The organism is Flavobacterium plantiphilum, assembly GCF_046000495.1.
Lineage (GTDB): Bacteria > Bacteroidota > Bacteroidia > Flavobacteriales > Flavobacteriaceae > Flavobacterium > Flavobacterium plantiphilum.
Window position 1 is genome coordinate 81,781 of record NZ_JBELQA010000010.1, and the last position, 21,384, is coordinate 103,164.

General features: G+C 32.3%; 25 protein-coding genes and 1 tRNA gene. 9 read left to right on the plus strand and 17 right to left on the minus strand.

All coding sequences use genetic code 11. From position 1 onward, the window contains the following. Positions 1 to 2 precede the first annotated feature (2 nt). Positions 3 to 281, plus strand: a complete 279-nt coding sequence (locus tag ABS764_RS15335) for a putative quinol monooxygenase (RefSeq protein WP_408082673.1) — start codon at positions 3 to 5, stop codon at positions 279 to 281. Between the two features lie 141 nt (positions 282 to 422). Continuing rightward, positions 423 to 1,004, plus strand: coding sequence for a DUF4142 domain-containing protein (locus ABS764_RS15340; protein ID WP_408082674.1), 582 nt, complete (start codon positions 423 to 425; stop codon positions 1,002 to 1,004). A gap of 313 nt (positions 1,005 to 1,317) precedes the next feature. On the opposite strand, the gene ABS764_RS15345 is transcribed toward ABS764_RS15340, so the two are convergent. From ABS764_RS15345 to ABS764_RS15355, 3 genes are read right to left on the minus strand one after another with little or no spacing between them, the layout of a single operon-like run. Continuing rightward, positions 1,318 to 2,001, minus strand: a complete 684-nt coding sequence (locus tag ABS764_RS15345; protein ID WP_408082675.1) for an SRPBCC family protein — start codon at positions 1,999 to 2,001, stop codon at positions 1,318 to 1,320. A 56-nt stretch (positions 2,002 to 2,057) separates the two neighbouring features. Continuing rightward, positions 2,058 to 2,273 (minus strand): hypothetical protein, encoded by a 216-nt coding sequence (locus ABS764_RS15350; protein WP_408082676.1) that lies wholly within the window; start codon positions 2,271 to 2,273, stop codon positions 2,058 to 2,060. A 48-nt stretch (positions 2,274 to 2,321) separates the two neighbouring features. Continuing rightward, a complete protein-coding gene (locus ABS764_RS15355; RefSeq protein WP_408082677.1) occupies positions 2,322 to 2,711 on the minus strand; it encodes a hypothetical protein in 390 nt (129 codons plus the stop codon). A gap of 319 nt (positions 2,712 to 3,030) precedes the next feature. Here ABS764_RS15355 and ABS764_RS15360 point away from each other — a divergent pair, with 319 nt between their 5' ends. Then, the gene (locus tag ABS764_RS15360; protein WP_408082678.1) at positions 3,031 to 3,534 is read left to right on the plus strand and encodes a CinA family protein; all 504 of its coding nucleotides are present in this window, start codon (positions 3,031 to 3,033) and stop codon (positions 3,532 to 3,534) included. 18 nt (positions 3,535 to 3,552) lie between these two features. On the opposite strand, the gene ABS764_RS15365 is transcribed toward ABS764_RS15360, so the two are convergent. Further along, complete coding sequence (locus ABS764_RS15365) at positions 3,553 to 3,933, minus strand: SpoIIAA family protein (RefSeq protein WP_408082679.1); 381 nt, start codon at positions 3,931 to 3,933, stop codon at positions 3,553 to 3,555. Between the two features lie 157 nt (positions 3,934 to 4,090). Next, positions 4,091 to 4,164 (minus strand) — tRNA-Arg (locus tag ABS764_RS15370). 92 nt (positions 4,165 to 4,256) lie between these two features. Between ABS764_RS15370 and ABS764_RS15375 the strand changes: the two genes are divergently transcribed. Then, entirely contained in the window at positions 4,257 to 4,769 is a 513-nt protein-coding gene (locus tag ABS764_RS15375) for an adenine phosphoribosyltransferase (RefSeq protein ID WP_408082680.1), read from the plus strand. Here ABS764_RS15375 and ABS764_RS15380 read toward each other — a convergent pair. From ABS764_RS15380 to ABS764_RS15390, 3 genes are all read right to left on the minus strand, one after another. After that, on the minus strand, positions 4,766 to 4,906 hold the full coding sequence (locus tag ABS764_RS15380; RefSeq protein WP_408082681.1) for an SsrA-binding protein: 141 nt from the start codon (positions 4,904 to 4,906) through the stop codon (positions 4,766 to 4,768). The two genes, ABS764_RS15375 and ABS764_RS15380, sit on opposite strands and share 4 nt — an antisense overlap. A 132-nt stretch (positions 4,907 to 5,038) precedes the next feature. Next, positions 5,039 to 6,844 (minus strand): M56 family metallopeptidase, encoded by a 1,806-nt coding sequence (locus ABS764_RS15385; protein ID WP_408082682.1) that lies wholly within the window; start codon positions 6,842 to 6,844, stop codon positions 5,039 to 5,041. Between the two features lie 2 nt (positions 6,845 to 6,846). Then, the gene (locus tag ABS764_RS15390) at positions 6,847 to 7,206 is read right to left on the minus strand and encodes a BlaI/MecI/CopY family transcriptional regulator (RefSeq protein ID WP_408082683.1); all 360 of its coding nucleotides are present in this window, start codon (positions 7,204 to 7,206) and stop codon (positions 6,847 to 6,849) included. A gap of 169 nt (positions 7,207 to 7,375) precedes the next feature. Here ABS764_RS15390 and ABS764_RS15395 point away from each other — a divergent pair, with 169 nt between their 5' ends. From ABS764_RS15395 to ABS764_RS15415, 5 genes are read left to right on the plus strand one after another with little or no spacing between them, the layout of a single operon-like run. Then, a complete protein-coding gene (locus tag ABS764_RS15395; protein ID WP_408082684.1) occupies positions 7,376 to 7,978 on the plus strand; it encodes a DUF1684 domain-containing protein in 603 nt (200 codons plus the stop codon). Next, positions 7,978 to 8,640, plus strand: a complete 663-nt coding sequence (locus tag ABS764_RS15400; protein ID WP_408082685.1) for a TatD family hydrolase — start codon at positions 7,978 to 7,980, stop codon at positions 8,638 to 8,640. The genes ABS764_RS15395 and ABS764_RS15400 overlap by 1 nt, the downstream gene beginning before the upstream one ends. A gap of 18 nt (positions 8,641 to 8,658) precedes the next feature. Beyond that, a complete protein-coding gene (locus ABS764_RS15405) occupies positions 8,659 to 9,375 on the plus strand; it encodes a tRNA threonylcarbamoyladenosine dehydratase (RefSeq protein WP_408082686.1) in 717 nt (238 codons plus the stop codon). A 39-nt stretch (positions 9,376 to 9,414) separates the two neighbouring features. After that, positions 9,415 to 10,089 (plus strand): HAD family hydrolase, encoded by a 675-nt coding sequence (locus tag ABS764_RS15410; protein WP_408082687.1) that lies wholly within the window; start codon positions 9,415 to 9,417, stop codon positions 10,087 to 10,089. 52 nt (positions 10,090 to 10,141) lie between these two features. Then, entirely contained in the window at positions 10,142 to 10,984 is an 843-nt protein-coding gene (locus ABS764_RS15415; RefSeq protein WP_408082688.1) for a DUF2911 domain-containing protein, read from the plus strand. A gap of 62 nt (positions 10,985 to 11,046) precedes the next feature. On the opposite strand, the gene ABS764_RS15420 is transcribed toward ABS764_RS15415, so the two are convergent. The 9 genes from ABS764_RS15420 to ABS764_RS15460 all read right to left on the minus strand — a co-directional run bounded on the left by ABS764_RS15420 (position 11,047) and on the right by ABS764_RS15460 (position 21,362). Then, a complete protein-coding gene (locus ABS764_RS15420; RefSeq protein WP_408082689.1) occupies positions 11,047 to 12,768 on the minus strand; it encodes a sodium:solute symporter family transporter in 1,722 nt (573 codons plus the stop codon). Positions 12,769 to 12,925: 157 nt separating this feature from the next. Beyond that, the gene (locus ABS764_RS15425) at positions 12,926 to 15,451 is read right to left on the minus strand and encodes a PIG-L family deacetylase (protein WP_408082690.1); all 2,526 of its coding nucleotides are present in this window, start codon (positions 15,449 to 15,451) and stop codon (positions 12,926 to 12,928) included. A gap of 134 nt (positions 15,452 to 15,585) precedes the next feature. Next, a complete protein-coding gene (locus ABS764_RS15430; protein WP_408082691.1) occupies positions 15,586 to 16,050 on the minus strand; it encodes a hypothetical protein in 465 nt (154 codons plus the stop codon). A gap of 356 nt (positions 16,051 to 16,406) precedes the next feature. After that, the gene (locus ABS764_RS15435; RefSeq protein ID WP_408082692.1) at positions 16,407 to 16,880 is read right to left on the minus strand and encodes a hypothetical protein; all 474 of its coding nucleotides are present in this window, start codon (positions 16,878 to 16,880) and stop codon (positions 16,407 to 16,409) included. A 155-nt stretch (positions 16,881 to 17,035) separates the two neighbouring features. Next, positions 17,036 to 17,344, minus strand: coding sequence for a hypothetical protein (locus ABS764_RS15440; RefSeq protein ID WP_408082693.1), 309 nt, complete (start codon positions 17,342 to 17,344; stop codon positions 17,036 to 17,038). 77 nt (positions 17,345 to 17,421) lie between these two features. After that, positions 17,422 to 19,233, minus strand: a complete 1,812-nt coding sequence (locus tag ABS764_RS15445; RefSeq protein WP_408082694.1) for a BamA/TamA family outer membrane protein — start codon at positions 19,231 to 19,233, stop codon at positions 17,422 to 17,424. An 84-nt stretch (positions 19,234 to 19,317) separates the two neighbouring features. Then, a complete protein-coding gene (locus ABS764_RS15450) occupies positions 19,318 to 19,848 on the minus strand; it encodes a mechanosensitive ion channel domain-containing protein (protein WP_408082695.1) in 531 nt (176 codons plus the stop codon). Between the two features lie 10 nt (positions 19,849 to 19,858). Beyond that, positions 19,859 to 20,443: a Maf-like protein gene (locus tag ABS764_RS15455; protein ID WP_408082696.1), complete on the minus strand. Its 585-nt coding sequence runs from the start codon at positions 20,441 to 20,443 to the stop codon at positions 19,859 to 19,861. Continuing rightward, positions 20,430 to 21,362 carry a geranylgeranylglycerol-phosphate geranylgeranyltransferase gene (locus tag ABS764_RS15460; protein WP_408082697.1) on the minus strand — a complete coding sequence of 311 codons (933 nt, stop codon included), beginning with the start codon at positions 21,360 to 21,362 and terminating at the stop codon, positions 20,430 to 20,432. Before ABS764_RS15460 ends, ABS764_RS15455 begins: the two co-directional genes overlap by 14 nt. Between the last annotated feature and the right edge of the window lie 22 nt (positions 21,363 to 21,384).

Below are 21,384 nucleotides of genomic sequence, written 5' to 3' on the forward strand. Positions count from 1 at the left end.
CTATGATTTCAATTACAGCTATTATAAAAAGCAAAATAGAAACTACAGAAACAGTTAAAGAAATGGTTCATAATCTTGTTGCCAATACAAGAAAAGAAGCAGCGTGTATCCGTTATGATTTGCATTATACCGATACTGTATTTATCATTTGGGAAGAATGGAAAGATCAGGCAGGACTGGATATACATAATGAGCAGTCCTATTTAAAAGATTTTATCACAGCTAGCGAAAATTTATTGGCTGCGCCTATACAAGTCTATAAAACTACTCAGGTTTTATAAGAATCCAAAATGTATATATCTTGTTTTTCATTCGCAAAATCTAGCTCAATCTACAAATAGTATAAAATTTATAAAAAATATTGTAAAATGTTATAGCGCATAAAAAAGTAGTTTTGAATTAAACTTTAAAAACATAATATTATGAAAAAGATTATATTAAGTAAAATTATTTTAGGTGCAGCCTTAGCATTATTTACATTGAATTCTTGTAAAAATGAATCAAAACAAGAAGATCCAAAAGAAGTGGCAGAAGAACAAAATGAAGCCAACATACAAAATGAAAATGTTGAAGATGATGCTGATCATTTAGTAGATGCAGCGGCTATAAATTTATGCGAAATTGAAATTGGAAAGCTGGCTCAGGAAAAAGGTATGAGTCAGGACGTTAAAAAATTTGGAAAAATGCTGGTTACTGACCATGAAAAAGCTTTGGAAGAAACAAAAACATTAGCGGATAAAAAAGCAATTATTTTACCTTCGTCAATTACTGAAGATGGTCGCGATAAATACAATAAACTGAAAGATGAATCAGCTGAAGATTTTGATAAAAAGTTTGCTGATATGATGGTAGACGGTCATCAGGATGCAATTGATAAAATGGAAAAAATTGCTGAAAAAGCTAATGATGCTGATATTAAAACCTGGGCTGCTAATCAGATTAGTCCTTTAACTGCTCATCTTACTGAAGCTAAAAGAATTCAAGAAATGCAGAAAAATAAATAGAAATTATTTTTTATGAAAATGAAAGCTGTTGAGATATTCAACAGCTTTTTCTTTTTTATTCAATATTTATTTGCTCAAACAGAAGTATTGGACATGACTTCTTCAGAATACTTGCTGATAATCCGTTTAAGATTTCTAAAAAAAAGAGGGTTTGATAAAATTTTATGGTTTTGAGGAATATTTAAATTATTAAACATGATTTAATTTAGGGTATAGTTTTTTTTGTTATTGCCCTGTAAATGATAATTATTTATAATAAAAAAAACCTGCTCATGGCAGGTTTTCTGTTTACAATTGAAAAAGTATATGCTAATTAATTATGTCCGGATTCCAAATAACATTTTAAATTCTGAACATCATCACGTACCATTTTCTCAAAAAACGGATTTAAAAGTCTGGCTGCTTTTTCGCCTGCTATGCCAAGAGGAGCATGATAAGAAATAGTAATATCCAGTTCTGTTCCTTTGCCTTTAGGCTTAAAAACCACTTTTCCCGCATTCTCAATTGAGGCGTCATGTAAGGAATGCCAACTTAAAAGCTTTTCTTTTTCATCTTTGATTATTTCGGCTTTCCAGCTTAGCGAACCAATTCCTGCCGGACCTTTAGCAGTCCATTCAGAAATAGTGGAATTAATAGTTTTAACAGATTCTAAATGATTCATGAATTTAGGCAGATTCTCTAAATTTCTCCAAAACGCATATACTTCACTAACGGGTTTATTGATAGTGCTGCTCAATCGGATATTAACATTATGAGCTTTGTCATTTTTTAAATGATCTACTGCATCATAAACCGGACAGTAGCCACTAATTCCTCTTAGCAACATACTGCCTCCAAGGCTGCTTTTCGTCAGGTTTTTTTCTTTTTGTGCAAGACCGTTATATAGGAGGTAAGCACCGCTGGTAACCATTATTATACGTTCCAGAGTTGAAACATTATTTTTAATCATTGGTTTATGCGCTTTCATTGACGCTGAAGATTGTGTTCTTGTTTCCATAATTTTAATTTTTTTTGCAAATAATTTATTTACAATGTCTGTGTATGTGAAAAAATTTATAAAGGAGGATTAGATGTGTGTGATGTATCTGAATCAGAAACATTTCCTGTAAATTCACTGATGAGATCTTTTATGGTGTTAAAGCCATCCGATTCCAGTTCTACAATTTTTTTTATTAAATCTTTTCCTTTTTCAGAAGTTAGTAAAGCTCCTAAAACTGCGCCTACAGCTACTCCTGTTAGTAATGCACCTACTACTTTGCCTGATTCCATAATTATTACTTTTTAGTTTTTATATTATTTGTTGTCTTTTTTTTAATTTTATTTTAATCTTGAATCATCACGCTTTTGAACTCCAAGATCAGCATCATATCCTGATTCGCTTAAATTATCTGTGTCTTCTTCTTCATTAAAATCAGGATCCGCTATGTCGTCTTCTTTTTCATCGCCAAATTCTTCAAATTCATCAATCTTTTCAGGGTTTATTTCTTCGTCCAATTCAGTATTATCAGGATTGAAAGTATGGTTTGTTTCGTTAAATTCAGAATTCTCAAGCATTTTGTTATCTCTGTTGGCGAGTGTATTTGGATTGCTGTCCGCATTGAAATTTGGCTGATTTTTGCTAAATTCTTCAAATTGCTGTTTGTTAGAATTTAAGTCGCTGTCGGTATAGTTGGCAGGTTTGTCTTCCCGTTTTTTATCATCTTCCATGGTATTGATTTTAAGTATTGTTAATTGTTTATTTGGGGAATTTTCTGTGTCAATTACTAAATGTATAATTGATTATCTTCAAAATTACAATTTCACCTTGCTTACAACTTATACAATTAAAGTCAATCATTATATAATTCTAAGATGCTAATTATTGGATTATAAGTGAATTAAAGAAATACAACTTGAGTATTTATAAGTGTTAGCTATAATTATATAAAACAGCAGTACTTATAGCGTCTTATTTTTGTATAAGACATTTAATAAAAAATGACATCAAATAGGTTTCAGTTGTTATTCACAAATAATTCTAAAAAAAATGATATCTCAAAAAGTTATAGAATGCAGTAATGCACTTGTAAAAAGAAATTGGAGCATAGCATTTGTAGAAAGTATGTCGGCAGGGAAGATGTGCTATGAGTTCTCCAGAGTTCCACAATCAGGTAAGATACTTATTGGTGGATTGGTTTGTTATGATGGGGGAATGAAAGAAGATTTACTGGCTGTTCCGCACTATTTGTTAGAGAAATTTACTCCTGAATCGGCCGAAGTAACAGAAGCAATGGCACAGAACTTTTGCAGAACAGTACCTTCTGATATTTGTGTTGCTATAACCGGGCTTAGTACTTCCGGTGGTAGTGAGACCCCGGAGAAACCTGTGGGAACTATTTTTTTGTATTTTATTTTTCCTCATAAACAAATATCGAAACGATGTCAGTTTAAAGGAAATGCAGAAGATATTGTAAATCAGACGATAGATATGGCTGCTTCGGTGATTATTGAAGAATTGGACCAGTTTGACAAACAAAAAAAAGATAATTAATAAATAATAGGATTATTTTCACTCGTTTAAGAGTAATTCTTCTGAAACCCAAAGTACTGCATGATCATATTCTTCCTTTTTAAAGCCTTTAAATTCACCGGAAACCAGATTACAGAATCCGTTTGTGAAAGTAATTATGGTTTCTGAGTTAGTAACAATAGCACCTCTATTCCATCTGCCCATATTTTGTAAACCCAGCATTGCATCCTGTGCCCAGGCACATGTTGCGAAATTCTCTAAGTCGGTCTCTAAAACCAATAGCAAATTAATGTAATTAATCTGTTTGATTAGGTTTTCTACTTCCGGTATAACGATAGCCTTATAGTCTTCCTGACAAACTTCTCCGGTGATTCTAAATGCAGCAATAGTGTTTGGTACCGTTTTTATCAATTCTATCATGATGCAGTTATTTTATTAAGAAATAAATATAAGGATAAGAACTGATTTTATTTTTACAACTAATTTATAAAATCTTATAGAATTTTAATATGGTATTAAAGGGGTAAAAGTCACAATCAGGCATAAAAAACCCCTGATAAAAATATCAGGGGTTTTGTGACCTCGACTGGATTCAAACCAGTAACCTTCTGAGCCGTAATCAGATGCGCTATTCAGTTGCGCCACGAGGCCTTTTGCAGACGTTTTGTATACGTGATTGCGGGTGCAAATATAGGGATAAATGTGTAACTTGCAAGCATAAATTTCAATAAATACTAAAAAAAATGCAGTTAGAAAATTATATCCGTGATATTCAAGGTTTTCCAAAAGAAGGAATTCTTTTCAAAGATATTACTCCGCTATTGAATGATGCTCAGGCAACTCAGGAATGTTTAAAAACTTTAGCAGCATCCTTAAAAGGACAGAAAATTAATAAAGTGGTTGGTGCTGAAAGTAGGGGATTTTTATTTGGAATATTGCTGGCACAGGAACTAAATGCCGGTTTTGTTCCTGTACGTAAACCTGGGAAACTGCCTTATGATACGGTTTCGGTATCTTATGATTTAGAATACGGAACGGATATTTTAGAAATTCATAAAGATGCTATTCAAAAAGGGGATAAAGTATTGATTCACGATGATGTGCTGGCAACCGGAGGAACGGCTAAAGCAGTTTGCGAACTGGTTGAAAAACTAGGTGGTGAAATTGTACAGCTCAATTTCCTCATGGAATTGACTTTTTTAAATGGTCGCGAAAAATTAAATGGTTACGATATTTTTGCGGCTGTAACGTATTAGTCTACTGCTCTTGAAGTAACATAATAGCGATATCCAATAATAGCCAGCTGCCATTTTTTGGCTTTTGATAAATCTAGTCCCTGTTTTGTAAAACTGGGTAAAAGTAGTTTGTTGATTTTGGCTAAAATTTTAAACATAATTTCAGGGTTTTTCTCAAAGATACAAAAAAGACGGTTTCGTGATGAACCGTCTTTTTTTAATTTTTTAAAATGTTTTTGGAGATAGACTGTCTTTAGATAATTTTCGTTTTATAGTAGTGAAACAAGACCTTAAAACCTAATTGATATATCTGTCAAATAATTTTTAGTTTCTACTGCTATTAGAATTCCATATAAAGCTTTCTCTCCATATAGTTCAAAATATTTTTTGTTTTCTGGCCATCTACTATTAATGTCTTTTGTGATTACCTGTTTAACATCTTTTGGATTTAATTTTTCTAAAGTTTGATAATCGCTCTGTTCTCCATCAATTAAAATAACTGCTTTTTTGTAATCAATTCGTTTGTCATCTATTATACGACTTATAGAATTACTGAGTGTTTCGTATCCTGATGTAAATCCTCCGTTGGTCTTTTTCTCATAAAAGAATTTAAATGTTTCGATAGGGTTGTTAGATTGTTTATAGGATCTAGGAAAAACATCATTCGTACTTTCTATATTTGTGATTTCTCCAATGCTGTTTCTTTTTATATTAAAAAAAGTTAAATTAATGTCATGTAAGTTTTTTATCTGTTCGCGTTTTTCCTTAATTTCTTCGTTAGAAGTATTTTTGGTAATTATAAATTCAAACTTATGATTCTCTATTTTTTGTGAAGAATTAGTGGTGGTAATGTAATAGGTTTTGTTTTTCTTACCCTCAACAATTTTTACATCTTTTACATTTCTAAATACAAAGTTGTTTTCTAATTCTGATTGACTAATTTTTTCTCCATCTATATAAACTACATCATAAGGTTTTGGAGAGATGTCTTTATTTTCTTTTTTTGTTTTTGTAGTAACCAGAATCGTCTTTTTACCCGAAATCGTAGCAACATCAATTTTCTCAATTTCGTTAGGATCTAATTTACCTAGTTCTTCTTGGGTTGATTTTTCGCCATTGATATAAATTTCTTTGTTTTTTGATATATTGCTTAAATCTTTTTCAATTTTGAATGATTTCAAATCAACAGATTCAGATTTGGTTTCGTTTTCTTGTTTCGGAACTTCTTTCTCCTGTGCAACTATTTCAATTTGAAATAAAAATACAAAGGCAACTAATACGGGAAATACTAAAGCATACTTCCACGAATTTGATTTTTTAGATTGGTTTTGGTTCAACATAATAATTCGTTTTTTGATTAAGGATTGATAGAAATGATTGGTAATGGAAACACAATTTTCCTGTGTGGTTATTTTTAAAAGAGTTAATTGATAGGCTTTTTTGTCAGATATGTTTTTAGAAGCTTCACTATCAGCAATAAACTCTAAGTTTTGAACCATGACTTTTTTATACAACCAAATCAACGGATTAAACCAAAAAGCAATACAAAACATTCGTGCTACTAATACGTCAACGCTGTGATTCTGGCTGCTGTGTACTTTTTCGTGTTCTAAAATATTTTCCAATTCGGTTGGTGTATATAAAGCCGAATTGTAGACAATAGCTTTAAAAAAGGAAAAAGGAGCAATGTTTTCATTTATATCAATTAGTTTAAAGTTTCCTTGTTGTTTGCTATTTTGACCTTTAAATACTTTGGTTAAACTATAAAAATCAAAGAGGAGTTTGAGTAGAAAAATTACTGTCCCTATTAGATAAATGTAACTAGCAATTAAGTACCAATCGATTTGAGGTTCCGGATTAATGTTCATGGTCGTTGTTGGAATATTAGACCAATCAAATGAATCTGTAGTTGGTTCTACCCAAATTATTTTAGTGATAAAGTAAAGTGGAAGTAGTGCTGAGATAAATAATCCCGAAAGTAAAAACCATCTGTTGGCGGTAAAGAAAGTTTCTTTTCTTAAAAGTAGCATGTAGGCTAAATAAAATAGCCCAATTAAGCCACTTACTTTGATGAAGTAAAGGAATAAATTTTCCATAGTTATTCTTTTCTCTCAATCATGGCTAAAATTTCTCTTAATTCATCAGCTGATATTTTTTCTTCTTTCGCAAAAAATGAAACCATGTTTTTATACGAATTATTAAAATAAGTTTCGATAGCAGTGTTCATAAACTTTTTGCGATAGTCTTCCATTTTCACAATAGGGAAGTACTGATGCGTTTTGCCAAAAGCATTATACGACACATATCCTTTTTCTTCCAGATTTCTAATAATAGTAGAAAGCGTGTTATAGTGCGGCTTTTCGTCTTTAATTTCGGCCATGACTTCTTTTACAAAAGCTTTTTCCAGCTTCCATAATATTTGCATGATTTCTTCTTCTTTGTTAGTTAGCTTTTCCATAGTGATTTAATTTGAATACAATTATATAACTATATTTTTAGTTTGACAACTATTTTTGTAGTTGTTTAACTAAAATTTTAGTTTTAAAGCTTGTTGTATATTTCATTTTATCTGTTTCAGACTTTGTGGCTTTCTAACTTTTAAGCTATTTTTGCATAAAAATTTGAAGATGAGGTGTATTCTAATGGCATTTATTTTGTTGCAAAGTATTTTTGGCTTTAGCCAGAAGCAATTTGATAGGACTGAGGCCAAAAAATATCAGGAAGAATTAAATAAAGAATATGCTGATTCAAAAACAAGTCCGTTAGAAGCGGAAGATTTAGCAGTTTTTAAATCTCTGGATTTTTATCCTTTAAACGAAAAGTATTTTGTAGTGGCTAAATTGGTGAGAACGCCTAAAGAGAAGCCTTTTAAAATGGTAACTTCAACCAGCAGACTCCCGCTTTTTAAGAAATACGGAGAACTATATTTTGAAATTGATGGGAAAAAATGCAAGTTGAATGTGTATCAGAGTCTGGAAACTATTAAAAATCCTAAGTATAAAAACGATTTATTTTTGCCTTTCTTTGATGAAACTTCGGGTAAAGAAAGTTATGTAGGAGGTAAATATATAGATTTAAAAATTCCCAAAGGAAATACAATAGCTATCGATTTTAACAGGTCATACAATCCGTATTGTGCTTATAGTTATCGATATTCCTGCCCGCGAGTGCCATTAGAAAATGATTTAAAAGTGGCTATTCGTGCCGGTGTTAAAAAATTTCATGACTAATGCAGTACTTTAATTTACATACCCACGTTTATACCCATCAGGAAGATATATTGGAATTAGTCAATCAGTATCCACAGGAATTTGAAGCTGATTTACCCCAATATTCCATTGGGATTCATCCGTTGTTTATTGATGAAAACCGATTAGAAAGTGATTTTGAAATTATCAGACAAAAAATAAGTTTGCCTGAATGTTTAGCAATAGGCGAATGTGGTTTAGACAAACGCAGCGAAACTCCTTTTGAAATTCAATTAGAAGTTTTAGAAAGACAATTTGTATTGGCAGAAAAACATCAGAAAGCAATTGTAATTCATTGTGTGCATGCTTTTCAGGAATTGGTAGAATTAAAAAAGAAATTAAAACTTACAGTTCCCGTTGTGATTCATGGTTTTTCTAAAAAAGAACAATTGGCAAAACAACTTTTAGATAATGGTTTTTATCTTTCTTTTGGTAAAAATTTATTGCAAAATCCCGAATTAGAATCTGTTTTTATACTTACCCCGGATAGTAGATTTTTTTTAGAAACCGATATGATTGAAGAGGGAATTCAGGAAATCTATGCTTTGGCAGCAAAATATAAAAAGATAACAGTAGCAGAATTACAACAAATTATTTCGAATAATTTTGATGCTGTTTTTACCAACAAACAAATTACCAAATAAACGAATACATTTTTAATTATGGCTGAATGGACTGAAAGAGCTGAATTGTTATTTAGAAAAGAAGGATTAGAAAAACTGCAAAATGCCCATGTACTTGTAGTAGGTTTGGGTGGTGTAGGTTCTTTTGCAGCAGAATTTCTTGCAAGAGCAGGAGTAGGAAAAATGACAATTGTAGATGGTGATGTGGTGGATATAACTAATATTAACAGACAATTACCGGCATTGCATTCTACCGTGGGGCAGCCCAAAATTACCGTTGTAGGTGACAGATTGATGGATATTAACCCGGAATTAAAATTAACCCGTGTACAGGAATTTCTTTCTCCGGAACGTGCTTTCGAAATTGTCGATTCTCAATTTGATTATGTTTTGGATTGTATTGACAGCATTACACCTAAAATTAATCTGATTGTTGCTGCTAAACGCAAAAGAGTGAAAATCATTTCCAGTATGGGAGCAGGTGGAAAGATGGAAGCTTCGAAAGTAAAAGTAGCCGACATTGGAAAAACCATCAACTGTTATTTTTCAAAAGCAATTAGAAAGCGACTGAAAAAGATGAAAATAAATAAATTGAAAGTAGTTTTTTCTTCAGAAATTCAGGATGAAGGCAGTTTAAAATTAACGGATGGTTCTAACTTTAAAAAATCGTTTTACGGTACCAATAGTTATATGCCGGGATTATTTGGTTTATACGCTGCCGAAACGGTGATTCGTTATATTATTAAAAAAGAGTAAAAAAAGATACTAAGAATCTTAGCAACTAAAAAAAACAAAATGATACAAACAGTAATTTTTGACATGGACGGAGTAATCGTAGATACGGAACCCGTACATCGTTATTCCTATTATAAACAATTTGAAGAACTAAATATTGAAGTAAGCGAAGAATTATACACTTCTTTTACAGGGAATTCTACCCGGAATACTTTTCAAAAAATAAAAGATATTTTTAATTTAGATCAGGAAGTTGAAGATTTGATTCAAAGAAAACGCAGCATTTTTAATGATGCTTTTGATACTAAAAAAGATTTAGAATTACTGGATGGTGTTCGAAATTTAATAGTTGAGCTGTATCAAAATAAAGTACAGTTAATTTTAGCTTCTTCGGCATCCAAAGTTACTATTGAACGTGTCTTTGACCGCTTTGAATTACACCAGTATTTTACACATAAAGTAAGCGGGGAAGATTTTCCACAATCAAAACCACATCCGGCAATTTTTGAGCATGCTGCCAGTTTATCCGTTGCACCAAAAGAGGAATGCGTTGTAATAGAAGACAGCACAAATGGACTTATAGCTTCAAAAGCGGCAGGGATTTTGTGTATAGGATACAACAGTGCGCATTCAAAGAATCAGGATTTATCAATTGCAGACCATGTGATAAATCATTTTGATGAATTGAATTATGTTTTAATTAAAGATATGGATTCTAAATTATGCAATTATTAACAGCATAATACAGAAGAAATTGTAAATTTAAATGCTTAAAAATATTCAGATTATGAAAAAGATAGTTATTGTTTTATCACTCATTATATCTCATTTTGCCGTTGAAGCTCAGGTCAGAATTCCTGAGACAAGTCCAAAAGCTATTGTAAAGCAGGTTGTAGGTCTGACTGATGTTGAAATTGTGTATTCCCGTCCATCTGCAAGAGGAAGAGCTGTTTATGGAAATTTAGTACCTTTTGGTCAGCTATGGAGAACGGGCGCCAATGATAATTCTACAATTTCTTTTAGTGATGATGTTGTCATTAACGGTAAAACGCTGAAAAAAGGAAAATATGCTTTGTATACCATTCCGAATATTCAAAGTTGGGAAGTTCTTTTTTATACAAAGACTGATAACTGGGGAACCCCAAAAGAGTTTGACGAATCTAAAGTGGCATTGAAAACAACCGTAAAGGAAGAAGCTTTACCAAAACCGGTAGAAACTTTTACATTAGCAATTAATAACTTAGAGAGTAGTGCAGCTACTTTAGATATTTCATGGGAGAACTCTTATGTGTCTTTAAAATTTGAAGTTCCTACAAAGAAATTAGCTATAGCCAGTATCGAAAAAACATTGGCCGGACCAGCACCGGAAGAATTTTATACTGCAGCTCAATATTACTATCAGTCCAATAGTGATATCGATAAAGGAAGAGAATATATTGACAAAGCTGTAGAAATGTCTAAAAATGTTCCGTTTTACTACTTGAGATTAAAATCTTTAATTCAGGCGAAACAAGGAGATAAAAAAGGCGCAATAGAAACAGCAAAATGGTCCATTTCTGCCTCGGAAGCAGCCGGAAATAAAGAATATGTAGAGATGAATAAAGCCAGTATTGAAGAATGGAGCAGATAAAAAATCTGTTTTTGTATAAATTTGAAAAATCCGTTTGCATTTCTTATACAAACGGATTTTTTTTATTCTAATGTTTTTACTTTCTTAAATATAGTAACTTCTAATAGCGAAGACAGTAAAATTGTCATCATTGCTCCAATAAAATTCAGCCATAGATAACCCAGTTTTTCTTCGCCACTAGGATAGATGAAAATGGCGAAATAGTAAATAATCAAAATAGTCAACTGAGTAATAAATGCACTATAGAAAATGGCTTTGGCTTTGACAAACTTAAAATAAAAGCCTACCAGAAATATTCCTAAAACAGTACCGTAAAAGATAGAGCCGATAATGTTTACCAATTGGATTAAATTTTCAAAAAGCGTGCCTATACAAGCAAAAAGGATAGCTATAATTCCCCAAAAAAGAGTAAAGAATTTAGTAGCATTCAAATAATGTTTTTCGGTTTTCGGCTCTTTTAAATTTCGCTTGTAAATATCGATAGCTGTTGTAGAAGCAAGGGCATTAAGTCCGGAAGCGGTAGAAGACATCGCTGCAGAAATAATTACAGCCAGCAATAGTCCTATTAATCCTTTTGGTAAATAATGGAGAATAAAATGGAAGAATACATAATCTTTATCGTTTGTTTCACTGCCACTATCTGCCTGATGGATGAGTTCTTTAGCGTGATCTCTTAAGTCTTTTTCTTTGGTCGAAATGGCAACTAATTCTTTTCTCAGGATAGGATTGTCATAATCCTGATTCAATTGATCGATGTATAAAAGATTGATTACCTTTTTGTCTTCGGAAAGGGTTTCCAAATCTTTTTCTAAAGTGTGGTATTCCTCTTTGTATTGCGATTTTTCAACGGTTATTTTATTGTTAGGATTAAAATTTAAAGGCACAGGATTGAATTGGAAAAAAACGAAAACCATAACTCCTGTTAGTAAAATAAAAAACTGCATAGGGACTTTTAATAAACCATTCATGATTAATCCCATTTGACTTTCCCGTACTGATTTTCCGGATAAGTACCTTCCTACCTGTGACTGATCAGTTCCAAAATAGGCTAGCGCTAAAAAAAAACCACCGGTGATGCCACTCCAAAAAGTATATTTCTCTTCCGGGTCAGTAGAAAAATCTACAATATTCATTTTGCCATTTGCCCCGGCAATGTGTAAGGCATTACTAAAAGTCATGTCATTGGGTAAGAAACGAAGAATAAGAAAGAAAGTGATAAACATTCCGGACATAATCACAAACATCTGCTGTTTCTGAGTTACATTTACCGCTTTAGTTCCTCCGGTAACAGTGTAAATAATTACCAGAATCCCTATTACAATATTCATATAAGTCAGATTCCAACCCAGTAATGCCGACAAAATAATGGCGGGAGCATAAATAGTTAATCCTGTTCCCAAACCTCTTTGAAATAAAAAAAGAATCGCCGCCAGCGAACGTGTTTTTATGTCAAAACGTTTTTCTAAATATTCATAAGCGGTAAAAACTTTGTATTTATGGTAGATAGGGATGAAAGTCAGACAAATTACAATCATTGCTATAGGCAGTCCAAAATAAAATTGAACAAAACCCATTCCGTCATGATAAGCCTGACCCGGTGTAGAAAGAAACGTAATAGCACTTGCCTGTGTAGCCATAACCGAAAGTCCTACCATATGCCAGGGGGTTTCATTGCTTCCCAGTATGAAATCCTCTACATTTTTGCTTCCTTTAGTTTTCCAGGCACCATAAATTACAATAAATAATAAGGTGATAACAAGTACAATCCAGTCGAATAATTGCATGGCTTTAAGAGTATAATTTCATTATTAAGTAAAAAAACAGAATATAAATAGCGTTTGCAATTAATACCCAGGTATAATTTGTTTTCCAGTTTTTTTCTTTTTTTAATCCCATTTTATTGTTTTAGATTGATTCAAAATATACAGTTATTCTCGCTTCTTATTCTGGTGTTTCTGTTATGTCTTCATTTGTTTTTAATGAAATCATATTAGCCAGCAGACGGTACGCACCCGAAACTCCCATTGGTAGCTCTCTGAACAAACTTAAACCAGTATAAATATAGTGTCCTTTTCCATAGTTGGCTATTAATAAAGCTCCCTTTTTGTCGGTTTCTCCTTGGTCATGCGAAGACAATATAGGAGTAAAAGCAGCATCAAATTCATTGGGATAATACAAACCCTGCTCCTGAGTCCAGCCTTGAAAATCTTTTGCTGTTATTTTATTCGGATAATTCAGAACAGGATGATCTGGTACTAAAAATTGGATAGCTGCATTCTCATCCGTAACTCTGTCATTAGAAATAGACAGGGGATAGGGGGCTATATTGCCAGGTATATTTTTATCAGGTGTATTGTATTGTACGATTAGAGTTTTTCCTTTTTTTACAAATTCAAGTAATAAATGTTGTCTGTTTTTTATCGAAGGAAGTACATTGTAAGTCCGGATTCCGGTAATAATGACATCAAAATTGTTTAAATTTCTGGAGTTAATATCATCAATACTTAACAATGTAACGGAGTATCCCATTTGACTAAGACATTTTGCAACGTCATCACCGGCACCCATTATGTATCCAATTCGTTCATTATTGATTTTTAAATCCAGTTTTTTAAATTTAGATTCGGCTGTCAATAAAACCTGCTGTTTTGAGATGTGATCATAATCAATGATGATTTGTTCCTGATCCGTTTTTTTAGAATCAAGAATAACAACACTTCGGGCTATGATTTCGGAAGGGATTTCCGGAGGTGTAACATCAAAATGAAAGGTTTTTTCAAAGCCTTTTTTTTCCAGATTAAAAGAAAAAGACTGGGGTTCCACATTCCAGTCCGGAGCTGCTTCTAATTGAACATTTCCATCAATATTATCTTTTCCTGCTTTTATATGAACTGCTATTTTTTTTGTTTTTCCATCATTAAAAAATGAAACCTGATCTGCAATACGGGTACTTACTTCCGGAATGATATCAAGATAATTGTACATTTCGCCTTTTACTTTATCATTATATTTATAAACAACAGTACGTTCAACGGGAATCTTGATTTCGTTTATTTTTAAAGTAAAAAGTAATTTTACTTCTCTGATGATATCAGGAATACCAATATTTTTTTGTTCGGAAACCTGATACATTCCTGTTGTTCCTTTTTCTTTCAGCCAGTAAGGCTGTGTGTATTCAATATTTTCAGGAAGTTCTAAATCGATATAGAAGTTTTCTAAATCATTATTATACAGAATCTTATTGAGAATAGTGTTTTTCTGAAAGGGTAATGTGGTAATACTACTCAGTTCTATTGGAGTAGTACTTCTGTTAATGGCTTCGATTTTTAATTTAACAGTGCTTCCGGGAGTTGTTTGCTGTACATTAGAAACTGCTTCAAGGTACAATCCGGAACAGGCAGTAATAATGTTTGTTATTTCAGTCAGTTTTATTGGCTTCCAGTGATTGTCATCTAAATTATAAATCAGTGTATAAACCTTAACCAAATCAGGAACGGAAGCGGCAGGTTCTGAAAAATTGAAACCGGCTTCAATTTTATCCAGTAATTCGCCAATTTCTTTTCCGTTTTTCACACGATTCCAACTGGTATCAATGCCGTCAAAAAGATTCGTTTTATCGTTTACTTTTTTTCCTTTAATAAGTTCTAAATATTCCGGTTCTTTTCCTCTTGAGCCTGTGCTTCCAAAACCCTGTGATCTATGGCTGCTTCTGCTTAATGCAGCAATTTCCTGATTTGATTTTCCTAATCCTGCATAGTAAACTCCTGTTTCAATAGCCATAAAATTAGATTTATCGGCGGCATCAAATTTTTCCTGATTGCCATAAAACCAAACGGAAGGATTGAAAAAAAGACGCTTGGCCTGCCATGGATCATAATACTTTAACTGATCAGGAAAACTTTTAGGATTGTTGCTGAGATCAAAACTCTCCACACTTAAAATTGCTGATGCCGTATGATGTCCATGTGTTGTTCCAGGTGAGCGGTGGTCAAAACGGTTGATGATGACATCAGGGCGAAATTTTCGGATAGTCCAGACAACATCAGCCAATACTTTTTCTCTGTCCCAGATTCCAAATGTTTCATCAGGATTTTTTGAAAAACCAAAATCATTGGCACGGGAAAAAAACTGTTCTCCACCATCAGTTTTTCGCGCTTCGATGAGCTCCTGAGTTCTAATTACACCCAGTAATTCTCTTAATTCAGAACCAATTAAGTTCTGGCCTCCATCACCACGGGTTAGCGACAAATAGGCGGTTCTTGCTTTTTTTTCATTTGACAAATAGGAAATAAGCCGGGTATTTTCATCGTCAGGATGTGCAGCAATATAAAGCACACTTCCCAGAAAATTTAATTTTTGGATTTGGTTGTAAATTTCGACAGCATTCCATTTTTGCGGTTTTTGTGCTGATGAAAATTGAAATATAAAAAAGGATATAAAAATAAATAGCTGCTTGTTATTGAGCATTTTGGTTCGATTTAATTGCAATAAGTTCAAATGTAGTAATTATTTTTATGGAATGAAATGCCTTTTGTACATAAATAAATACAAAGTAAAAAGGCGAATTCCATTAGAAATTCGCCTTTTTTATATACAGAACTTTAGTGTTTTCTATGTCCGTGATTATTGTTTTTATAATGTTTGCTGTTTGATTTACGGTTATCAGCGTAGTAATGATTCTTACTGTAACGGCGTCCATCAGTATATCTGGTATTATAATGTTTTACTTTGTGATTAGTGAAATGCGAATAAGGACGGATTCCGTGGTATCCTCTTAAAGCAACTCTGTGTGCACGACTTAAATCATAATTTCTGTAAGCTACCGGAACATATCTTGTACGTACCCAGTTTCCCCGGTTTAAATAAACGTACATTGAAGCGTTTACATCATAGTAAGACTGAATCTCTGGGATGTAGTAATAATCAATACCCACATGATTGTGAGGAACCCAAGCTGGTCTTACTACTACTGGTGTGCCTACATTTACATTAATGGAAACTTGTGCCTGGGATGTACTTGCGGCAAATAAAAACATAGCTGCTGTAATTAATTTTAATGTTTTCATGATTTCTATATTTTAAAGTTATTTTGGGGTTTATATTTTTTTTTCTTCTGTTTAACTAAATCCAATTAGCGTGCCAAAAGCTGTTTTATTAACTTTTTATTAACTCTTTTTGCAGGTTAAAAAAAGGAATACTTCGAATTTTAAATATAGCTTCTAAACGGTTCTGATAGGTAATATGCTTTATTTAGGTCAGGGAAAATCAGGGAAAGTACTCTTTATCTAAAAAAATGTTATTTATCTTTTAATTTAAATTTCAGGTCAATGTTAGCTTGTATTAACTTATTTTTAATATTTGGGAATTATAAAAAAAAAGAAACGCAAATCGCGTTTCTTTAGTATTTAGATTTTTGAAAAAATTAATGTTTTCCGTTACCATTTCCTTTTCCATTCCCACGATTGGACTTGTGTTTTCCCGGATTGTGTTTATAGTCACGTTTATCATTGGTTTTATAACCAATTGTTTTTTGTGGTTTGCCTTTATATCCTTTGTAATATTTTGTTTTATGAGTTTGATAATAAACATAAGGAGATTTTCCATGATAATCATGCAATACAACTTTGTAACCATTGTATAAGTCATAATTACGATATTGTTTAGGCAGGTTTCTTGAACGTATCCATTTTCCATTTCCAAAATAAATAAACTGAGAAAGGCGAATGTCATAATAACTTTGGATATCAGGAAGATAGTAATAATCAATATTTGAATATCCGGCTGGTCCCCAGGCAGGTGGCGTACCTATGTTTACATTTACGGATACCTGAGCCTGAGTTGTTGTTGTAGCTGTTAATAATACAATAGCTGCAACTAATAATTTTAATGTTCTCATGATTTCTATTCTTTTAATGTGTTTTTAAAATTCGCTGTTATTTGTCCAAAGCCAATTATTGTGCCAAAAAAAGAATTTAAAATTTAATTGTTACTAAAAAAAGCGGCTCATTTAAAAAAAAAATGAGCCGCTTTTTCAAGCTATTTTATTGATTTTTAAAGCAATAAAATCAATAAAAGAATAATTATAATAATTGCACCCACAGACAAATAAATACCATGTCCTGTAGCTTTTAAATTTTTCTTAATCGTTTTAACTTCGGTGCGCAGCTCTTTTTTTTCAGAAGAAGATAAGTCTGATTTATCCATTTCTTTGATTTCTTCGAGTCGGTTAAGCATTGTCTGGACTTCGGCAGGAATTTCTTTAGGAGTTTCTGTTGGATTTTTTTCTGCCGCATAAGTGCCCGTTGGCAGCACTGCTAATGATAGTATCATGACCATCAAATAAAAGCTTAGTTTTTTCATACGTAAAAAGGTTTAATTAAAAATCAGATTCTTTGTATAAATATACTTAATATTTTTTAGAAAGCATGGAATACTTTTTATTTAAATGGAATAATTTCAGGCTGCTCTAATTCAAAATTCTGGAATCCAAAATCTGTAGTTTCAAAAGCATTCGTTTTAAAAATACTATTGCCCTGAAACGGAATTTTTGGATAATAAGACAAGGAAAGCTGAAAGGAACTAAAGACTAAATAATCATTGCTAATAAGAATTCCAATTCCAATTTTAGAATAGGTCTGATTCTTTTGCATTGGATTGTTTTTATTGCCTATCATCGCTAAACTGTAGTTGATGTAAGGATTGAGTCTGAAACCCCATATTTCTCTGGGAGCATACGATTGAGTCTGGAGCGTTAACAGCATTTTCTGCGTACCGTATACCGGACTATTGAATCCCTGAATTCCATAACTTTCATTAATTGTTAGTAAATCACCTAAGCTATTTTGTCGGTTGACACCGATGATTACCTGAGGTTTTATAAATTGTCTGATTTTCCATTTGCCAATTTCTAAAAGATTGGTAAAATAATTGGCCTGAAACGCTATAGTCGTTTGTTCAGTTTTGGATTTTTCAAAATAACTGCCTATTTCAAAATTTGTACTTAAAAAACCCCATGAATGGTAGTTTCCAAAAGAAATCTGTGCCCCAAGATATCTTCGCCACTGCTTGTTTTTATATTGATAACCACCGGTTATACCGTAAATCCGTCCTACAGGTACATCTTCTATCTGCCCATTTTTAAAAATATAACGATCCTGTATAAATTGACGGGTATTAATTCCTATTCCGCTAAGCAGTAGTTTTTCAGAGGTATAAAAATTAATGGGGTCTAAGGCTGCTGATGGATCAATAGTGTAATCTGTGTTTGAAAACCGGGCACTTACAATCAAATTTGTCGTTCGGTCAGTAACCGAATCGGCTTTAAAGATGTTAAAAGCTTTTCCTGCCCATACATTTTGATTATTATATTTAAAATCCTGAGAAATATAACTGTTATTGATATCCTGAATACTGTCTTTTAAATAATTTTGGCTAATTGAAATTCCGCCTGCCCATTTTGTCAGAGGAGAGTAAAAAGGGCGTTCTATGATAATTCCTTTAGAATAGTAATTTTCAAAATCATTATTGTATTTTATTTCTGTACTTACAAAGGAGTTTTTGATATTGGGTATTAGGTAACTCACATTATTAGCATCTTTTTTGTCTCCGGTACGATGTGAGTAATAATAATCTAACTGATGCCCTATACCAAAAAAATTACGTTCCTTGAGCCCAATTTTCATTTTGGAACTTGAAACAGAAAACCGGGGAATTGAACTCCAGGAATCTAAAACCCGTACGTAGACATCTACGGAATCTGATTGTGGTGTGGCTAATTTTTCAGTAATTTTTACTCTGTTTATAAATTTCTGACTTCTTAATAAACGTTCTGATTCCTCAATTTCCAGTAAATTGTAAGCATCATTTTTTGAAAAAAGTAAGATGTTTTTAATGGCGATTTGTTTTGATTTTAAATGCAGAAAATTTCCTGTTTTTTCCCAATAATTAGGAGTTTTTGTAGAGTCAATTTCTGAATATCCAAAAGGATCTAATGTAACAATGTGTATGTTTCGTATAATTTTACCCTCGACATTTAAATGTTTGGAAGCAACTGTTTTTTCTTTTGCTTTTTTAGATTTTGTAGGTTTAAATACTAAGCGATGGAAGAATTTAGCAGTTTTATTTTTAGGCTGTACTAAAATAGCAGGAAGCTTTATACTGTCTTTGTGCTTTGTTTTATTTTGCGAATGCAAAACCTGAAAACAAAAGAACAGTATACAAACAGCTGTTATCTTAGAATAGATGGACATGAAAAAATCGATTTATAGATTTTAATAAATAAAATTCTTTTATAAAGTTATTATAAAATAGCAAAAATGTGATTTTTTTTACAATTAATCCATGAATTCTTTGTCTTCATAATGATTATTAATTATTGAAATGCCTTTTTGAAACAATAGATTATTAGGGTAAATCACCTGTTCTCCTTCCTCTGTGTTTAAAACAATGTGAAAAGCTGTAATATCTTCTATTTCGCCTACAATTGGGAAATCTTTATCATGAATTCTGATGCTGTCACCTATTTTAAAGGGAAAAGAAAAAAACAAAATAACTCCTGAAGTAATATTACTCAGTATCGACCATTGTGCTACCATAGCAACACCTACAACTGTAGCAGCACCTGAAACGGCTAAAACTATATCTTTAGCCTGTACTCCCCAAATTATAATTAACGCAATAAATGATAAAATATTGATTAATAAATGAAGGTATTTAATAACCAGATTAGTACGGTACTCAATTTTGTGTGATCTTTTGGCATAACTATGTACCACTTTTGTCGAAATCACACGCAATATCATGAGTACAATAAGCACTATACCACTTATAATTATTTCGTTTGTATAATCTTTAAAAAAAGTCATTTTTTCTGTTTTAAGCTAAATTATTCAAATATTGGTACACTTTATCCACTGGAAGCCCAATAACATTGGCATAAGAACCTTCAATTTTTGATACACCAATAAACCCAATCCATTCCTGAATTCCATAAGCTCCCGCTTTGTCAAAAGGTTTATAATTTTCAATGTAATAATGGATGACTTCGTCACTCAATTCGTTAAAAGTAACTTTAGTAATTTCAAACAACACTTCAGTTTTTAGTTTGCTTTTAAAACAAACAGAAGTAATTACTTCATGAGTAGCATTAGACAAGGATTTTAAAATAGCAAAAGCATCCTGAGCATCTTTTGGTTTTCCCAATGCTTTCTGATTGTGCCAGACTAAGGTGTCGCTGGTTACCAGAATTTCATTGCTGTTTAATTCTCCCTCAAAAGCAGCTGCTTTTAATTCGGCCAGATAATTAGTGATTTCTTCTCTTCTTAGTTCCGGCGGAAAGACTTCTTCAATTTCTTTTAAGCGGATTTCAAAATCCAAATCCAAGTCTTTAAAGAACTGCTGTCTTCTGGGAGATCCCGAAGCTAATATGATTTTGTGATTTTTTAATTTATTTCGAAGCATTCCATTTTATATTTAAAGTGATAATTAATACAGATACAATTCCGAAAAAAAGGATCCATTTCAGGACTTTACTCAAATGAATAAATTCCGTTTTTGATTGTGCAGTTGCTATTTTAATACTAAAATAAAGCATTGGGCCTAAAATAAAAAGCAAGCTGTAAATAACGGCAGTAATCAGATTATTCACAATCAGATAGGTGTTCATGTAATTCAGTAAACACAGTATTGGGATGATACTTAAAACACAAACTAGTTTTGATGTTTTTTTTATTCCTAAATAAATAGCTAATGTTTTCATTTCCTGCTTGTAATCTCCATCAAAATCTTCTAAATCCTTTACAATTTCACGCAGCAGATTAATCATAAAAGCAAAAATAGCATAGTCTAAAAGAATGGAAAACAGGTTGGCCATAATTTGCTGATTGCTCAAATCAGTTGCCGGAAAAACGTCAAAAATACCAATAATAAGAACACTTACGGATAACAATAAAGCAATAATAATATTGCCTATGAGGAGCATTTGTTTCAAACTCGAAGCATAGATGTAAAGGGTTGCGGCAACTAAAACAAAAATAGCAGCAAAATTAGGACGCAAAATCACATTAGACAAATAAAACCCTATCGCTACTCCGCTTATATTTAAAAGAGCATACATATTATAAGCCCTATTTTCAGAAATGCTTTTGCCTACAATGACTTTATGTGGTTTGTTTACAATATCGGTTTGCTGATCGAAAATATCATTGATTACATACCCCGCTGCAGCAATAAGCACCGTACTCAAAACTAACAAACCGTATTGCCAATCAGTCAGTGCCAAACCGATATTTTGTAGTTTCAAAAATCCATACCTGAAAATAAGCTGCATTAAAGCGAGCATCAAAAGGTTTTTGTATCGAATGAGTTTTAGAAAGTTCATTTATCTGAATGATGGGTTATGA

Excerpts from the sequence above, each read along its gene's own strand:
- ABS764_RS15335 (WP_408082673.1), top strand. The coding sequence starts at position 3 with ATGATTTCAATTACAGCTATTATAAAAAGCAAAATAGAAACTACAGAA.
- ABS764_RS15340 (WP_408082674.1), top strand. The coding sequence starts at position 423 with ATGAAAAAGATTATATTAAGTAAAATTATTTTAGGTGCAGCCTTAGCA.
- ABS764_RS15345 (WP_408082675.1), bottom strand. The coding sequence starts at position 2,001 with ATGGAAACAAGAACACAATCTTCAGCGTCAATGAAAGCGCATAAACCA.
- ABS764_RS15350 (WP_408082676.1), bottom strand. The coding sequence starts at position 2,273 with ATGGAATCAGGCAAAGTAGTAGGTGCATTACTAACAGGAGTAGCTGTA.
- ABS764_RS15355 (WP_408082677.1), bottom strand. The coding sequence starts at position 2,711 with ATGGAAGATGATAAAAAACGGGAAGACAAACCTGCCAACTATACCGAC.
- ABS764_RS15360 (WP_408082678.1), top strand. The coding sequence starts at position 3,031 with ATGATATCTCAAAAAGTTATAGAATGCAGTAATGCACTTGTAAAAAGA.
- ABS764_RS15365 (WP_408082679.1), bottom strand. The coding sequence starts at position 3,933 with ATGATAGAATTGATAAAAACGGTACCAAACACTATTGCTGCATTTAGA.
- ABS764_RS15375 (WP_408082680.1), top strand. The coding sequence starts at position 4,257 with ATGCAGTTAGAAAATTATATCCGTGATATTCAAGGTTTTCCAAAAGAA.
- ABS764_RS15380 (WP_408082681.1), bottom strand. The coding sequence starts at position 4,906 with ATGTTTAAAATTTTAGCCAAAATCAACAAACTACTTTTACCCAGTTTT.
- ABS764_RS15385 (WP_408082682.1), bottom strand. The coding sequence starts at position 6,844 with ATGGAAAATTTATTCCTTTACTTCATCAAAGTAAGTGGCTTAATTGGG.
- ABS764_RS15390 (WP_408082683.1), bottom strand. The coding sequence starts at position 7,206 with ATGGAAAAGCTAACTAACAAAGAAGAAGAAATCATGCAAATATTATGG.
- ABS764_RS15395 (WP_408082684.1), top strand. The coding sequence starts at position 7,376 with ATGAGGTGTATTCTAATGGCATTTATTTTGTTGCAAAGTATTTTTGGC.
- ABS764_RS15400 (WP_408082685.1), top strand. The coding sequence starts at position 7,978 with ATGCAGTACTTTAATTTACATACCCACGTTTATACCCATCAGGAAGAT.
- ABS764_RS15405 (WP_408082686.1), top strand. The coding sequence starts at position 8,659 with ATGGCTGAATGGACTGAAAGAGCTGAATTGTTATTTAGAAAAGAAGGA.
- ABS764_RS15410 (WP_408082687.1), top strand. The coding sequence starts at position 9,415 with ATGATACAAACAGTAATTTTTGACATGGACGGAGTAATCGTAGATACG.
- ABS764_RS15415 (WP_408082688.1), top strand. The coding sequence starts at position 10,142 with ATGAAAAAGATAGTTATTGTTTTATCACTCATTATATCTCATTTTGCC.
- ABS764_RS15420 (WP_408082689.1), bottom strand. The coding sequence starts at position 12,768 with ATGCAATTATTCGACTGGATTGTACTTGTTATCACCTTATTATTTATT.
- ABS764_RS15425 (WP_408082690.1), bottom strand. The coding sequence starts at position 15,451 with ATGCTCAATAACAAGCAGCTATTTATTTTTATATCCTTTTTTATATTT.
- ABS764_RS15430 (WP_408082691.1), bottom strand. The coding sequence starts at position 16,050 with ATGAAAACATTAAAATTAATTACAGCAGCTATGTTTTTATTTGCCGCA.
- ABS764_RS15435 (WP_408082692.1), bottom strand. The coding sequence starts at position 16,880 with ATGAGAACATTAAAATTATTAGTTGCAGCTATTGTATTATTAACAGCT.
- ABS764_RS15440 (WP_408082693.1), bottom strand. The coding sequence starts at position 17,344 with ATGAAAAAACTAAGCTTTTATTTGATGGTCATGATACTATCATTAGCA.
- ABS764_RS15445 (WP_408082694.1), bottom strand. The coding sequence starts at position 19,233 with ATGTCCATCTATTCTAAGATAACAGCTGTTTGTATACTGTTCTTTTGT.
- ABS764_RS15450 (WP_408082695.1), bottom strand. The coding sequence starts at position 19,848 with ATGACTTTTTTTAAAGATTATACAAACGAAATAATTATAAGTGGTATA.
- ABS764_RS15455 (WP_408082696.1), bottom strand. The coding sequence starts at position 20,443 with ATGCTTCGAAATAAATTAAAAAATCACAAAATCATATTAGCTTCGGGA.
- ABS764_RS15460 (WP_408082697.1), bottom strand. The coding sequence starts at position 21,362 with ATGAACTTTCTAAAACTCATTCGATACAAAAACCTTTTGATGCTCGCT.